Here is a 13,742-nt window from a genome sequence, read left to right on the forward strand (position 1 = left end):
TCGGGTCCATCATTGAATTCAATATGTATGAATCGAAATTATTATAGACAACTCGGCTCGTCTTGTCAATGAACGCTTCGTCTCATCAGGATATATTGCACAATCATGACCCTGATAATAGCGGCAGTTGGTACGGCTAAAATCATCCCAATTAAACCAAACAACTCTCCTCCTGCGAGCAAAACAAGCATAATAACGACAGGATGCATATGGAGACTTCTCCCAACGATGATCGGACTGAGTATATTACTTTCCAAAAATTGCAAAACAGCCACTGTGATCAGCACAATCATCACCGACTTCACCGAAATGGTAAAAGCAATAAAGACAGCAGGAATCGCCCCAATAATCGGACCAAAGTACGGAATCACATTCGTTGCCCCAATCAGCATGCCAAGGACAAGCGGATACGGAATATGAAACAGCCAGAGAACAATGGCTGCTGCCCCCCCAATTAAAGAACAGACAAGCAATTGTCCTCTAATATAATTACCAAGCGAGTCGTCCACCGCTTTCACAAAAGCGTGGCCTCTCTTTCGGAATCTCGATGGCGTTAAATACCATGCAGCCCGCTTCATTGTATTCATATCTTTCACCATATAAAAGACAAGAAAAGGAATAAGCGCTGCGACTAATGCGTAATCCAATAATACTTTACAGCTAAGAATCATCCGCTCTGCCCCATTTGCTGCATATGTTTCCGATTGAACAATCAAACGATCCAGCCGATCGTGAAGCCCGTCAGGCCAATGGCTTGTATGACGATGAATATGAGATAAAGCGCCATTATAGGTTTCGGCAAGCACAGGGATTTGTTCTGACAGCTCATTTAACTGCGTAATCATGACAGGCGCCCCTTTGTAAACCGCAAAACCAATCCCGCCAAAAAACAGCACATAAATCAATAAGAGACTGACTGTTCTAGGCCAGCCTTGCCCGTGCAGTCTTTCGATAATAGGATAAAGCAGATAAGAAATAAAAATGGCGATGAGCAGCGGAATAAGAACCGCTTTTAGTAATAAAAAAATGGGCATCCACAATTCGTCGAGCTGAACCAAAATGAGTAAGGATGCAAGGACAAGCAGTACACCTGCAGCATATATTAGAAATTGGATCGGACGTTTCTTCACCTTTTTCACCTCTTTTCTTATTGTTTAACCATCTTCTGCAATTATCCATGTAAATAAAATTTGTCCTAACTTTGTTAAAAATGAATATACATGAAACATACAGCTCCATCCAACGTCACTGTTTGCTGTAAAATCTCGTCAGAAAACATTCCATTTTTTACTTCTTTTCACACAAGGTATGCTAGTATCCACTTTAGCCAAATAAACACAAGAGGAGGTTCTTCATGATCACATTCGAAGAAGTCAACAAGCATTATGGCCAGTTCCATGTACTTAAGGACATGAACCTACATATTCAAAAAGGTGAGGTTGTTGTGATCATCGGTCCTTCAGGGTCTGGTAAAAGCACTATGCTCAGGTGCATCAATCGTCTCGAAAGCATTGATGAGGGAAAAGTACTCGTCAACCAAGTGTCTGTCCAGCATCCGAAGACCAACATCAATCTTGTCAGGCAAAATATCGGGATGGTGTTTCAGCACTTTCATCTTTATCCGCATAAGACAGTGCTTGAAAACATTATGCTTGCGCCAATGAAGGTCAAAAAAGTGAGCAAGGAAGAAGCAAAGGAAACAGCTGAATTTTATTTAAATAAAGTCGGCATTCCTGAAAAAGCAGACACCTATCCTTCAAGACTCTCCGGGGGACAGCAGCAGCGTGTTGCCATTGCAAGGGGACTCGCTATGAAACCTGAGGTCATGCTTTTCGATGAACCAACATCCGCTCTTGATCCAGAGATGATCGGTGAGGTACTAGATGTGATGAAACAGCTGGCCCAAGAAGGAATGACCATGGTTGTCGTTACGCACGAGATGGGGTTTGCCCGGGAAGTGGCTGACCGCATTGTCTTTATTGATGAAGGCAGAATCCTTGAAGAATCAACACCCGCTGCATTTTATGAAAAACCGCGTGAGAAACGTGCTCAGTTATTTTTAAGCCGTATTTTAAATCACTAGGGGGAATGGTTTGATGAAAAAATTGAAACGTTTTGGTCTATTACTTTTTATGACTTGCTGTATGGCCGCTCTGGCTGCTTGTGGTTCTACTGAAAAAGGCTCGACTGATGCGAAGCAAGGAAGTTCATTAGAAGCCATTAAGAAAGACAAAAAAATCATTTTTGGCGTAAAAAATGACACACGTCTTTTTGGTCTAAAAAATCCTAGCAGCGGAGACATCGAAGGATTTGATATTGATATTGCAAAAGCCATCGCAAAGGAAATGCTGGGCGATGAAGGAAAAGCAGAATTCAAAGAAGTAACATCTAAAACAAGAATCCCTTTGCTGCAAAAAGGTGATATCCATGCAATTGTTGCTACCATGACCATTACAGAAGAGCGCAAAAAAGAAGTCAATTTCTCAGATGTGTACTTTGAAGCAGGACAATCACTGCTTGTGAAAAAAGGAAGCGGCATTCAATCAATTGATGATTTGAAAAAAGGGACGAAGGTGCTTGCAGTGAAAGGCTCTACTTCGTCTCAAAACATCCGCGAGAAAGCACCTGAAGCATCTGTTTTAGAATTTGAAAACTATCAGGAAGCCTTTACAGCACTAAAATCAAACCAAGGGCAAGTGCTTACAACAGATAATGCCATCTTATTTGGTATGGCAGACGAGGATTCAAATTACGAAGTCGTCGGCGGCACCTTTACAGATGAGCCTTATGGCATTGCTGTGAAAAAAGGGGATCAAGAATTGACAGATGCCATTAACAAAGCGTTAAAGACTTTAAAAGACAATGGAGAGTATGACAAGATTCATAAAAAATGGATCAAAGAATAATCGTTTGACTAAGTCAAGATCAATGCCCACAGGTGAGCCGCTCATTGGCTCCCCTGTTGACCAGGAAGGAAGTGAACTGATTGCTGCGGTTTTCAATTTTAACTGAAAACTTCAATCTTTATTTAGAAGGGTTTAAATATACCATTAGCGCAAGTGTCATTGCTTTGATTGGAAGCTTTTTGATCGGTACACTCATTGCCATTATGAGAATTGCTCCACTGAAGCCGCTCAACTGGTTAGGAACGGCTTACGTGGAATTTATTCGGAATATTCCGTTATTATTAATCACATTTGTTTTCTTCTTTGGTTTACCTGTGCTTGGTATTGTGGCAGATGGCTTCACAGCTGGAACCATAGCTCTTTCCATTTATACTTCTGCATTTATTGCTGAAGCCATTCGAGCAGGTATACAAGCTGTACCGCTTGGGCAAATGGAAGCAGCACGGGCTTCTGGTCTTTCATACGGCGGGACGATGCGATATATTATTCTTCCGCAAGCGATTAAAATTGTCGTCCCCCCTCTTGGGAATCAATTTATTAACCTTGTCAAAAACTCCTCTATTCTAGGTGTCATTGCAGGGTTTGATCTCATGTATCAAGGAGACCTGATCGCTTCTAGAACATTTGTGACATTTGATGTCTACATCTTTGTTGCCATGTTCTATCTGCTATTAACGATTCCGCTCAGTTTAGGCGTTGGTTATTTAGAAAAAAGATTAGCAAGAAGCCACTAGAAAGGAGGAAACATAATGGATTTTATAGGTGCCTACCAGCCTGATCATCTCGCCTTTTTACTTGAAGGATTTGCTGTCACCTTAAAAGTGGCTTTTATCTCCATCATTTTGAGCTTTCTCATTGGATTAGTCATTGGCACATTGCGGTTCGCTCAAATTCCGGTTTTATCAAAGGTGCTTGCGGTCATCGTAGAAACCATTCGGAACCTGCCGCTTTTGCTGATCATCTTTTTTACGTATTTTGCACTGCCTGAAATCGGCATCAAACTAAGCATTACAGCCTCTGCCATAGCAGCTTTAACCGTGTTTGAATCAGCCATGCTGTCAGAAATTATTCGGAGCGGTCTAAAATCAATTGATAAAGGTCAGGTCGAAGCTGCCAGGTCTTCTGGTTTAACCTATATCCAAACGTTAAAAATAATTATTATGCCGCAGGCTTTACGCCGAATGGTACCGCCGATTGTGAGTCAATTTATTTCACTTTTAAAGGATACATCGCTTGCCGTTGTCATTGCTCTTCCAGAATTATTGCATCACGCACAAATTTTAAACGGTCAGAGTCAATCGTACTTACTGCCAATTTTCCTATTAGCGGCGATGATGTATTTTGTCGTCAATTTCAGCTTATCCTTACTTGCACGCCGTTTAGAATACAAACAGGCATAAAAAAGGACATCCGCTCATGGTGGATGTCCCTTTTGTTTAAAGCATACGCATAACACGTTTTCTTAGCTTTTTCATATCCCGCTTCGATGGCATATCATATCGACTCGCAAAGTGATATGCTAGTGCACCTGCACCAAGCGTTAATAGTGAAGAAGTCATTTTGCCCATTCGAAATTCCCCCTTAACACTTATAGTTGAATTGAACGTTCATCATCACTAAACAGATCATCTAAACTGCTTAGTGTACCGTCTTCCTCCACTTGGTGTGTAGATATTTTACCTTTTGACAGCGTCAATTCAATAAAACAGCCCCAGCAATAATATTGATTGACCCCAATTTTTCCGATGTCTTTACATTTGCAATTTGGGCAAATGAGCATAATCAGCACCTCTTTACGTTCGGTTTAGAACAAGTGCTTCCTTTTGAACGTTCATCAAGGTTCCGGCAGCATGCAGCTGTTTTCGAATCCCTGATAGCTCTGTAAAGAAGCCGTCCGAGAGTTCATATGCTACGATTGTGCCCGAATTTGCGCAAAAGTATACATCTTCCAATATGCCTAAATTTTCACCCTCAGGTGATTGCATCATTTTCTTTTTCAATTTCGAAAATAATAAGGATGGGACAGAGGAATCTATTCCTACTCCCTCCTGGCAGCTCACATATAGACCTTTGTCTGTCAGCTTATCGCCAGCTGAGAATGGAATGAGTGCACAGTCTTTCTTTTTCCCATCTAACACATATCCCCCGCAGCTGCCGCCGGCTAATAAGCAAATATCTTTGATGGCACCAAGTGAATGAGACTGCTCACCTGTATAGATCGACATTCCTTCAAGCTCTCGACATGTTCTCAAAATGTGCTCAACCACCTTTTGCGGAACAGTCTTATCGTGTGCGTTTGTTTCATGACTCATACGAAGAAATGGCTTCCATGAAGGAAGCCATTTACTCTTGCATAAAATCAAACGGAGTGATTCCCTCCATGCCAATATTTGCGTCATGTACGCTAAACGGAAGCTCTTTTTGGAGCGCTGCAAGCTCCGCATCCATGACCTCTTCGGTTTGAACAAGGCGCCTCGTTAAGGACGTTTGTCTGAGGGAATCCTCATTATTTTTCACGCCCCACTCCAGTGCTGATTCTTCGCCGCACAGAATTAAAAACTTTTTGCTTCGTGTAATGGCTGTGTACAGCAAATTTCGGCGAAGCATTCGGTAATAGCTTCTTACGACTGGCAGCACAACGATGGGAAATTCACTGCCTTGTGATTTGTGAATGGAGCAGCAATAGGCATGGGTAAATTGATGAAAATCTTTTTTCGTAAAGGTGATTTCGTTCCCATCAAAGGAAATCACAGCCATGTCTTCTTTTTCTGTGTTTTCTTTCGCATAAAAAATCGAGACAATTTCACCAATGTCACCGTTAAAAATGTTGTTTTCCGGCTGATTCACAAGCTGCAGCACCTTATCTCCCGTCCGGTACACCACATCACCAAACGGGATTTCTCTGCCTTTTGGCTTTTTAGGATTCAAAATGTGCTGAAGCATTTTATTGAGCTCATTGATGCCTGCTTTTCCTTTATACATGGGCGCCAGCACCTGAATATCTTTTGCTGAATAGCCTTTTTGAGCAGCATTGCTGACAACTTTTTCAATGACTTCTTTCATTTGATCAGCTGAACATTGAATGAAGGACCGATCCTTCGAGCGTGCAGTGATATCTTTTGGCAGGACGCCATTTTTCATATCGTGTGCAAGTTCAACAATGGTAGAACCATCTGCCTGCCGGTAAATATCAGTTAACGTAACAGCTGGTACAGCATGTGACGCAAGTAAGTCTCTTAAGACTTGGCCCGGTCCGACAGACGGAAGCTGATGTTCATCTCCTACCATAATGACTTGAATGTGATCAGGGATCGCTTTAAACAAATGATTCGCAAGCCAAATATCTAGCATACTCGATTCATCAATGATGACAAGCTTTCCTTCAATCGGCTGTTCCTCATCATGTGAGAAGCCCTCTGATCCATTCCAGCCTAGCAGGCGGTGAATGGTCACAGCTGGAAGCCCTGTTGATTCTGTCATCCGTTTAGCCGCCCGTCCAGTTGGCGCCGCAAGCACAAATGGAAAGGATTCATCTTTTTTATAATCACTCGGATCAAGAGATACACCGTGAAGATCGCTATAGAGCTCGACAATTCCTTTAATGACGGTTGTTTTCCCTGTCCCAGGCCCGCCTGTTAAAAGCAGCATCGGGGACATGAGCGCCTTTTGAATCGCTTCCTTTTGTGTCGGAGCATACTGCACGCCTAGCCTTTCCTCCAGCTCACCAAGTGCAAGAAGGAATTCTGATTCAGGAAATTGATCTGCATATTCCGTTTGGGAGACGATTTTTTGAATGCGTTTGGCGACACTTCGCTCCGCATAAAATAAGGACGGATGATAACAGCGGTCATCTTCAATGATCATCTCTTTCCCTTCGCCAAGTGCCAAAATCTGATTGGCAACGTCCATTTCAGTCACTTTGTACTCATTGCTTGTTTGATTGAGCAGCTTACGGGTTTCAACGATCAGATCTTTTGTTTGTATGTACGTATGACCGTCCTGAAGGCTCGCTGTCTCGACTGTATATAGCAAGGCTGCACGGATTCGCTCTGGGTCATTTCCTGATATCCCTGTTCTAGCACCGAGCTCATCTGCTTTAATAAATCCGATCCCCTCTACATCTTTGACGAGCTGATAGGGATTTTCCTCGATCTTTTGCAAGGTTTCACTCTCGTACACTTGATAAATCTTCATACTGAGCTGCGGGCCAAAGCCATATTGATTCAGGCTGATCATAATTTGTTCCAGCCCTTGATGCTCCTGAAGCGCTGCAGCCAGCTTATCTGCTTTCTTTTTTGATAGGCGCGGAACGTCATACAAAACTGACGGGTCACGCATAATTTTATGAAGCGTCTGATTGCCGAGCTGCCCCACAATGTCTTCCGCTGTCTTTTTCCCTATCCCTTCGAATAAGTCACTTGAGAGATAATGAATAATCCCTTGCTTTGTTGTCGGCACTTCCTTTTGAAAATGAGTCGCCTGAAACTGTTCACCAAATTTCGGATGGCTTGTGACTTTGCCGTAAAAGGTGTAGGTTTCGTCTTCATGAAGTGCTGGGAAGTAGCCTGTGACAGATGCTGTTTTTTCCTCTAAGTTTTCAGATGTTTCAATGACTTTCACCTTTAACACCGAGTATAAATTACTTTCATTATGGAAAATAACAGCTTGAACCGTCCCTTTTAAAAACGGCTCGTCCTCAAGCTTCATTTGATCTGGATGTTCCTGCACAGGTCTTCCCTCCTTCCGTCTATTCTGCCTCTTGAATCAGCTTTTGCGCATGTAGTGCCAGCATATGGTCAGGCTGCACGTCAATGGCTTTTTCTAGCATCTCAAGCGCTTCGTCCTTTTTCTCTAAATACGCATACGCAACTCCTAAATTATAAAAGGCATCTGCATGCTGCGGATCACGTGCGACGACTTCGGTAAAGGCCGTCACCGCTTCTTCCAGCATGTGTTCATTGGCTAAGCACATGCCAAATTGAAATCTTGCTTCATTATCTTCTTCGTTTAGCTCAATCGCACGCTGAAGGTACGGCATCGCAAGCTTTGGCTGCTCTAATTTGATGAGCGTCTGCCCTAACATATAAAACAAATCACTATTTTCCATTCCAGCTTTTAGTGCTTGTTCAAAGTAGTCTTTCGCTTTCATAAAGTCTTCTTTTAATGTGTACACATTTCCTGCTCCATAATAGGCCGCAGCTGCCGTGCTATCGAGTTCAATCGCTTTTTGAAAGAAGTTTAAAGCGCGGTCAAATTCATTGATACTTGACAGTAAGTTTGCAAAGTTAATATATGGAACTGGATCCTTTGGGCTTTTTTCAATGGCTTTTGTAAAAGCTTCAGCTGCCTTTTCGATGTTCCCTTGATTTAAAGCTTCTATGCCGATCTCGTTATGGTTCATTTGCTCTCATCATCCTTTCATTAAAAAACCTCAACAGCGACGTTGAGGTTTTTTAAAACATGTTACACATACGACAGCTTTTGACCGTCTTTAAAGACATCGTCAATTGTACCGCCGCCAAGACATTCTTCACCATCATAAAAAACAACCGCTTGTCCTGGGGTGACAGCACGAACGGGTTCTTCAAAGATGACCATCGCTTCTTGCTCACCTGTCATTTTGACTTTCACATGATGATCTTCTTGACGGTATCTGAATTTTGCTGTGCATGTTAATTCACCGTTTTCGTCAACAATATGAGGACGAGTCCAGCTTATATTAACGGCTGAAATACTTTCAGAATATAAAAGGGGATTGTGGAAGCCTTGTTCTACAAACAATACATTTTGCTCCAAGTCCTTCCCGACGACGAACCAAGGATCACCGCTTCCGCCAATGCCAAGTCCTTGGCGCTGACCGATCGTGTAATACATCAGTCCATCATGTTCACCTTTTACTTCTCCGTCCATCGTCTGCATCACGCCAGGCTGTGCAGGCAAATATTGGCTGAGGAACGTTTTGAAGTTTCTTTCCCCAATAAAGCAAATGCCAGTTGAATCTTTTTTTGTTGCTGTAGCGAGCTCTGCTTCTTTTGCTAATTCACGAACCCTTTTCTTCTCCAAATCACCGATTGGGAACATCACTTTATCAAGCTGTTCTTGAGTCAGCTGATTTAAGAAATAGGTTTGGTCTTTATTTGCATCAAGACCTCTTAGCATTTTGACTTCATCGCCAGTTCTATCGACACGGGCATAGTGGCCTGTTGCTAAATAATCTGCACCGAGTGACAATGCATGCTCAAGAAATGCTTTGAACTTAATTTCTTTGTTACACATGACATCTGGGTTTGGCGTTCTGCCCGCTTTATATTCATCAAGGAAATATTGAAACACTTTGTCCCAATATTGCTTCTCGAAATTCACTGCATAATAAGGGATTCCAATTTGGTTACAAACGCGAATGACATCCTCATAGTCCTCCGTTGCTGTACATACACCATTTTCATCTGTGTCATCCCAGTTTTTCATAAATATGCCGATTACATCATAGCCTTGCTCCTTTAACATAAGAGCAGCAACTGATGAATCGACTCCTCCGGACATACCGACCACAACTCTTGTGTCTTCTGGTCTTTTTGTCATCTTCATCAACTCCAATTTCAATGAAACAACGTGCGCGTTTCGTTCTTCAGGTGCCTGGCTGCTTCATTTTTCACACACGAACAAAAGGAGAGCATTTATTTGGCTAGGCGTTTAACAACAGCCGCTATTTTGTGCGCCGCCTGCTTCACATGATCCTCTTCATTTCCAAGACCGAAGCTTATTCTGACTGAGGACGTCAGTTCTTTTGCTTCTTCGCCATACATGGCGCTTAAAACGTGCGAAGGAAGGACAGATCCAGCCGTACATGCAGATCCGCTTGAAACAGCAATCCCTTCCATATCTAAATTTACAAGTAACGATTCAATGGAGACGCCCGGGAAATGAACATTTAAAATGTGCGGCAATGTCTCTTTTGGATGTCCATTGATAGAGAAATCTAGTGATTCCTCTTCGAATACTTGCAGCATGGTTTCTTTGAGCTTACCATAATGTATTGCTTTTTCTCTTCTATTTTGCTTTGTTAATTGAACAGCTTCTGCAAGTCCCACGATTCCTGCCACATTTTCAGTACCAGCACGGCGTTTTCTTTCTTGTTCTCCTCCAAATGACTGCGGAGAAAGTTTCACGCGTTCGTTGACATATAAAAAGCCTGTTCCCATCGGACCATTTAGCTTATGGCCAGAAGCAGATAAGAGATCGATATGAAGATCTGCTGCATCAATTGGTATTGTGCCAAACGCCTGCACCGCATCTGTATGAAAATGAGCAGCGTGATCTTTTAGAAGTTCGCCAATGTCTTTGATCGGCTGAATCACACCTGTTTCATTATTGCCGTACATGATGGTGACAAGAATCGTATCATCTCTGAGTGTTTGTTTTAATTGATCAAGTTGAATCAATCCAGTGTGATCAACGTCTAAATACGTCACTTCAAATCCAAGCTTCTCTAAGCGTTCACATGTATGCAGCACCGCATGATGCTCTGTTTTCGCTGTGATGATATGTTTGCCTTCATGCTGCCTTGCCATTGCAACACCTGTGATGGCAAGGTTGTCCGCCTCTGTTCCTCCACTTGTGAGGATGATCTCCTGCGGTTTACAGTGTAATTCTCCTGCAATGACTTCTCTTGCTTCATCGAGCCACTTTCTTGCCTCGCGCCCATATGAATGAATACTAGAGGGATTGCCAAATATCTCTGTAAAGTAAGGCATCATCTTGTCCACAATACGCTGATCCATAGGCGTTGTGGCCGCATGATCTAAATAGATTCGTTCCATTTCCGGTACACCTCTGATCTAAATATAGAACATATACGCGTCTTGATCCCCGTCATCTGTGTAGCTTGCCAAGTCTTCAAGAGTTGTATTGTCCAGTACGTCTTTTACTGCATCACGAATACGAATCCAAAGTTCACGCTTTGCTGGTTCTTCGTTTTCGATGACTTCGACAGGACTAATAGGTCCTTCTAATACACGAATAATATCACCGGCTGTGATCTCGTTTGGTTCATGGGCAAGAACATAACCCCCATATGCCCCGCGGATACTTTTCACAAGACGGGCATTTCGAAGCGGTGATACAAGCTGCTCTAAATAATGCTCAGACAAATTATTGTTTTGAGCGATTGATTTTAATGATGTAGGGCCTTCGCCATGTTTTTTGGCTAATTCGATCATGATCGTCAGACCATATCTGCCTTTAGTTGAAATTTTCAAGTTAAACACCTCTGCGTTTCCTATTCTATGTCATCAATTATTTTTCTGATTTCATATACGCGATATATAGACCAAAAGCAATTATATCATACTTTAAGCCAACTTTCATTTGCGGGTTCTGAGCTCTAGAGGAGGACGCATCCCTTTTCTATTTGAAGAAATTTCGGTACTCTATACAAACAAGACATTGCTTTAGGAGAGATAATCATGAAACCTTTAGCTTATCGGATGCGCCCAAGCCATATTGGAGATATCATTGGGCAGGAGCATCTCGTTGGAGAAGGTCAAATTATTAGACGGATGGTCGAGGCGAAACATTTATCCTCGATGATTTTATACGGACCGCCGGGCATCGGCAAAACATCAATTGCGACTGCGATCGCCGGGAGTACAAGCATTGCTTTCCGGACATTGAATGCGGTCATTCATAACAAAAAAGATATGGAAGCTGTCGCCGCTGAAGCGAAAATGAGCGGGCAGGTGATTCTCATTTTAGACGAAGTCCACAGGCTGGATAAAGGAAAACAGGATTTCCTTCTTCCTTATTTAGAAAATGGCATGATTATTTTAATTGGCGCCACCACAGCCAACCCCTATCATGCGATCAATCCTGCCATCCGAAGCCGGACACAAATATTTGAGCTGAAGCCGCTTGAAACAGAGCAAATCAAAACCGCGTTAACAAGGGCATTACAGGATGAACATCGCGGGCTTGGCGGCTATTCGGTGACGGTCCATGATGAGGCAATGAATCACTTTGCTAGTGGATGCGGAGGAGATGTACGCTCTGCTTTAAACGCGTTAGAACTAGCGGTCTTATCGACAAAAGCAGATGACACTGGACACATCTTCATCACACTTGCCGCAGCAGAAGAATGTTTACAAAAAAAGAGCTTCTCGCATGATAAAAACGGTGATGCTCATTATGATGTCCTGTCAGCTTTTCAAAAATCCATCAGAGGATCTGACGCAGATGCGGCGCTGCATTACCTTGCCAGACTGATTGAAGCAGGAGACCTTGAAAGCATTTCAAGAAGATTACTCGTGATGGCTTACGAGGATATTGGCTTAGCAAGTCCACAGGCAGGCCCCCGCGTATTAAGTGCTGTCCAAACAGCAGAGAGGGTCGGCTTCCCCGAAGCCCGTATTCCGCTGGCCAATGCCGTCATCGAGCTCTGCCTCTCTCCAAAATCAAACTCGGCTTATAAGGCGATTGATGCGGCGCTGCATGACATTCGTACAGGGAAAATCGGTGAAGTCCCTGTTCATTTAAAAGATGCTCACTATAAAGGGGCAACAGCACTCGGAAGAGGCGTCGATTATTTATATCCACACGATTATGACAACGGCTGGGTGAAGCAGCAATATTTACCTGACCCGCTTAAAAACAAGCAATATTATGAACCGAAGCAAACAGGGAAATTTGAAGGTGCACTGAAGCAGGTCTATGAGAATTTAAAACGACAAAAATAAAACAGCCCCCTGCGTTTTAGCAGGCGGGCTGTTTATTTATCTTTCACACGTGTAATCGGAATATCTTTTAAAAGCTTCATAATGACATGACCACCCATGATCAGCCCGGCAACAGATGGGACAAATGCATTGGATGACGGCGGCATTTGCGCCTTACGAATCTTCGCTTCATCATTTCCAACTTCTTTTCTGACATCTTCACGAATGACAATTGGACTTTCATCAGAGAAAATGACTTCAATCCCCTTACGAATGCCTTCCTTGCGCAGACGTGTTCTCACGACTTTTGCAATAGGGTCCGTATGTGTTTTTGATATATCATCAATTTTGAAGCGTGTCGGATCTGTTTTGTTTGCAGCACCCATACTCGAAATGATGTTCACATTGCGGTTTAAACATTCTTTCATTAAATGAATTTTATAGTGAATGGTATCTGACGCATCAATGACATAATCAAGTGGATACTCAAAAAATTGCTCGTATGTTTCCTCTGTATAAAACATCTTTAAGGCAACAACTTCACATTCTGGGTTAATATCAGCGATTCTAGCCTGCATTAAGTCAACCTTTGGCTGACCAACCGTTGAAAGTAATGCCGGCAGCTGGCGATTCACATTTGTAATATCAATATCATCTTTATCAACAAGAACAATACGGCCAACGCCTGAACGAGCGAGTGCCTCTACTGCAAATGAACCAACGCCGCCCACTCCAAGCACTGCAACTGTACTGTTTTTTAATATATCTAAGCCTTCCTTGCCAATGGCAAGCTCGTTTCTTGAAAACTGATGTAACAAGTGCCTCACTCCACCTTTATTTAAAATGAATCGAAAGAATCATATCATATTCAGACTTCTCCGTCATCCTTCTCAAAAAGAAAAAAACACAAAAAAGTCCCGATGACGCCGCCAGCTTTTCCTTCGTTTTGAACCCCGCACCATGCAGGTGGGTGCTTTCTTCCTTTCTTTATAAGTCCTCTAATGAGGCATTTATGCAGAAAGGAAAGGCAAGCTCCCGTATAAAAAAATGTTCGGTCAAAACTAGGTAACCACCGTACGTATCAGGACTTTATTTATTGATTGATGAAAGCATATCATAGGCATGC

Annotated in this window: 15 protein-coding genes, 1 other RNA gene and 1 other annotated feature (1 of these 17 running past the window's edge); of the genes, 5 read left to right on the forward strand and 11 right to left on the reverse strand. The window is 42.7% G+C overall.

The genetic code is table 11. The annotated features are described in order from the left end of the window. Window positions 1-22: a binding site (T-box leader), on the reverse strand; it reaches 187 nt to the left of the window's first position. A gap of 43 nt (window positions 23-65) precedes the next feature. Beyond that, complete coding sequence (locus ACYH0L_RS12315; RefSeq protein WP_099727747.1) at window positions 66-1,130, reverse strand: AI-2E family transporter; 1,065 nt, start codon at window positions 1,128-1,130, stop codon at window positions 66-68. Between the two features lie 224 nt (window positions 1,131-1,354). Here ACYH0L_RS12315 and ACYH0L_RS12320 point away from each other — a divergent pair, with 224 nt between their 5' ends. The 4 genes from ACYH0L_RS12320 (at window position 1,355) to ACYH0L_RS12335 (ending at window position 4,306) form a co-directional block, all read left to right on the forward strand. After that, window positions 1,355-2,083, forward strand: coding sequence for an amino acid ABC transporter ATP-binding protein (locus ACYH0L_RS12320; RefSeq protein WP_099727748.1), 729 nt, complete (start codon window positions 1,355-1,357; stop codon window positions 2,081-2,083). A 13-nt stretch (window positions 2,084-2,096) separates the two neighbouring features. Further along, the gene (locus ACYH0L_RS12325; protein ID WP_283775112.1) at window positions 2,097-2,906 is read left to right on the forward strand and encodes a transporter substrate-binding domain-containing protein; all 810 of its coding nucleotides are present in this window, start codon (window positions 2,097-2,099) and stop codon (window positions 2,904-2,906) included. 80 nt (window positions 2,907-2,986) lie between these two features. Beyond that, a complete protein-coding gene (locus ACYH0L_RS12330; protein WP_099727750.1) occupies window positions 2,987-3,640 on the forward strand; it encodes an amino acid ABC transporter permease in 654 nt (217 codons plus the stop codon). Between the two features lie 15 nt (window positions 3,641-3,655). After that, window positions 3,656-4,306, forward strand: a complete 651-nt coding sequence (locus ACYH0L_RS12335) for an amino acid ABC transporter permease (protein ID WP_099727751.1) — start codon at window positions 3,656-3,658, stop codon at window positions 4,304-4,306. Between the two features lie 36 nt (window positions 4,307-4,342). On the opposite strand, the gene ACYH0L_RS12340 is transcribed toward ACYH0L_RS12335, so the two are convergent. The 8 genes from ACYH0L_RS12340 to cymR all read right to left on the reverse strand — a co-directional run bounded on the left by ACYH0L_RS12340 (window position 4,343) and on the right by cymR (window position 11,164). Beyond that, window positions 4,343-4,474, reverse strand: coding sequence for a YrzQ family protein (locus tag ACYH0L_RS12340; RefSeq protein WP_078061693.1), 132 nt, complete (start codon window positions 4,472-4,474; stop codon window positions 4,343-4,345). A 20-nt stretch (window positions 4,475-4,494) separates the two neighbouring features. Beyond that, on the reverse strand, window positions 4,495-4,686 hold the full coding sequence (locus ACYH0L_RS12345; protein WP_003216308.1) for a hypothetical protein: 192 nt from the start codon (window positions 4,684-4,686) through the stop codon (window positions 4,495-4,497). A 13-nt stretch (window positions 4,687-4,699) separates the two neighbouring features. Then, entirely contained in the window at window positions 4,700-5,158 is a 459-nt protein-coding gene (locus ACYH0L_RS12350) for a PRC-barrel domain-containing protein (protein ID WP_230030506.1), read from the reverse strand. A 91-nt stretch (window positions 5,159-5,249) separates the two neighbouring features. After that, complete coding sequence (gene recD2, locus ACYH0L_RS12355; protein WP_099727752.1) at window positions 5,250-7,634, reverse strand: SF1B family DNA helicase RecD2; 2,385 nt, start codon at window positions 7,632-7,634, stop codon at window positions 5,250-5,252. Between the two features lie 19 nt (window positions 7,635-7,653). Beyond that, window positions 7,654-8,307 (reverse strand): tetratricopeptide repeat protein, encoded by a 654-nt coding sequence (locus tag ACYH0L_RS12360; protein WP_230030507.1) that lies wholly within the window; start codon window positions 8,305-8,307, stop codon window positions 7,654-7,656. A gap of 62 nt (window positions 8,308-8,369) precedes the next feature. Further along, window positions 8,370-9,488, reverse strand: a complete 1,119-nt coding sequence (mnmA, locus tag ACYH0L_RS12365) for a tRNA 2-thiouridine(34) synthase MnmA (protein WP_230030508.1) — start codon at window positions 9,486-9,488, stop codon at window positions 8,370-8,372. A gap of 95 nt (window positions 9,489-9,583) precedes the next feature. Further along, window positions 9,584-10,726, reverse strand: a complete 1,143-nt coding sequence (locus ACYH0L_RS12370; RefSeq protein ID WP_099727755.1) for a cysteine desulfurase family protein — start codon at window positions 10,724-10,726, stop codon at window positions 9,584-9,586. 18 nt (window positions 10,727-10,744) lie between these two features. Then, window positions 10,745-11,164, reverse strand: a complete 420-nt coding sequence (gene cymR / locus ACYH0L_RS12375; protein WP_099727806.1) for a cysteine metabolism transcriptional regulator CymR — start codon at window positions 11,162-11,164, stop codon at window positions 10,745-10,747. Between the two features lie 207 nt (window positions 11,165-11,371). Here cymR and ACYH0L_RS12380 point away from each other — a divergent pair, with 207 nt between their 5' ends. Beyond that, window positions 11,372-12,637, forward strand: a complete 1,266-nt coding sequence (locus ACYH0L_RS12380) for a replication-associated recombination protein A (RefSeq protein WP_099727756.1) — start codon at window positions 11,372-11,374, stop codon at window positions 12,635-12,637. Between the two features lie 32 nt (window positions 12,638-12,669). Here the strand turns inward: ACYH0L_RS12380 and ACYH0L_RS12385 are convergent, their stop codons facing one another. Both ACYH0L_RS12385 and ssrS read right to left on the reverse strand, forming a co-directional pair. After that, entirely contained in the window at window positions 12,670-13,434 is a 765-nt protein-coding gene (locus ACYH0L_RS12385; RefSeq protein WP_099727757.1) for a tRNA threonylcarbamoyladenosine dehydratase, read from the reverse strand. 92 nt (window positions 13,435-13,526) lie between these two features. Beyond that, window positions 13,527-13,707: non-coding RNA, 6S RNA (gene ssrS / locus ACYH0L_RS12390), on the reverse strand. Window positions 13,708-13,742: the final 35 nt, after the last annotated feature.

It is taken from the genome of Bacillus sp. MC1252 (assembly GCF_056838025.1).

Excerpts from the sequence above, each read along its gene's own strand:
- ACYH0L_RS12320 (WP_099727748.1), top strand. The coding sequence starts at position 1,355 with ATGATCACATTCGAAGAAGTCAACAAGCATTATGGCCAGTTCCATGTA.
- ACYH0L_RS12325 (WP_283775112.1), top strand. The coding sequence starts at position 2,097 with ATGAAAAAATTGAAACGTTTTGGTCTATTACTTTTTATGACTTGCTGT.
- ACYH0L_RS12335 (WP_099727751.1), top strand. The coding sequence starts at position 3,656 with ATGGATTTTATAGGTGCCTACCAGCCTGATCATCTCGCCTTTTTACTT.
- ACYH0L_RS12340 (WP_078061693.1), bottom strand. The coding sequence starts at position 4,474 with ATGGGCAAAATGACTTCTTCACTATTAACGCTTGGTGCAGGTGCACTA.
- ACYH0L_RS12345 (WP_003216308.1), bottom strand. The coding sequence starts at position 4,686 with ATGCTCATTTGCCCAAATTGCAAATGTAAAGACATCGGAAAAATTGGG.
- ACYH0L_RS12360 (WP_230030507.1), bottom strand. The coding sequence starts at position 8,307 with ATGAACCATAACGAGATCGGCATAGAAGCTTTAAATCAAGGGAACATC.
- mnmA (WP_230030508.1), bottom strand. The coding sequence starts at position 9,488 with ATGACAAAAAGACCAGAAGACACAAGAGTTGTGGTCGGTATGTCCGGA.
- ACYH0L_RS12370 (WP_099727755.1), bottom strand. The coding sequence starts at position 10,726 with ATGGAACGAATCTATTTAGATCATGCGGCCACAACGCCTATGGATCAG.
- ACYH0L_RS12380 (WP_099727756.1), top strand. The coding sequence starts at position 11,372 with ATGAAACCTTTAGCTTATCGGATGCGCCCAAGCCATATTGGAGATATC.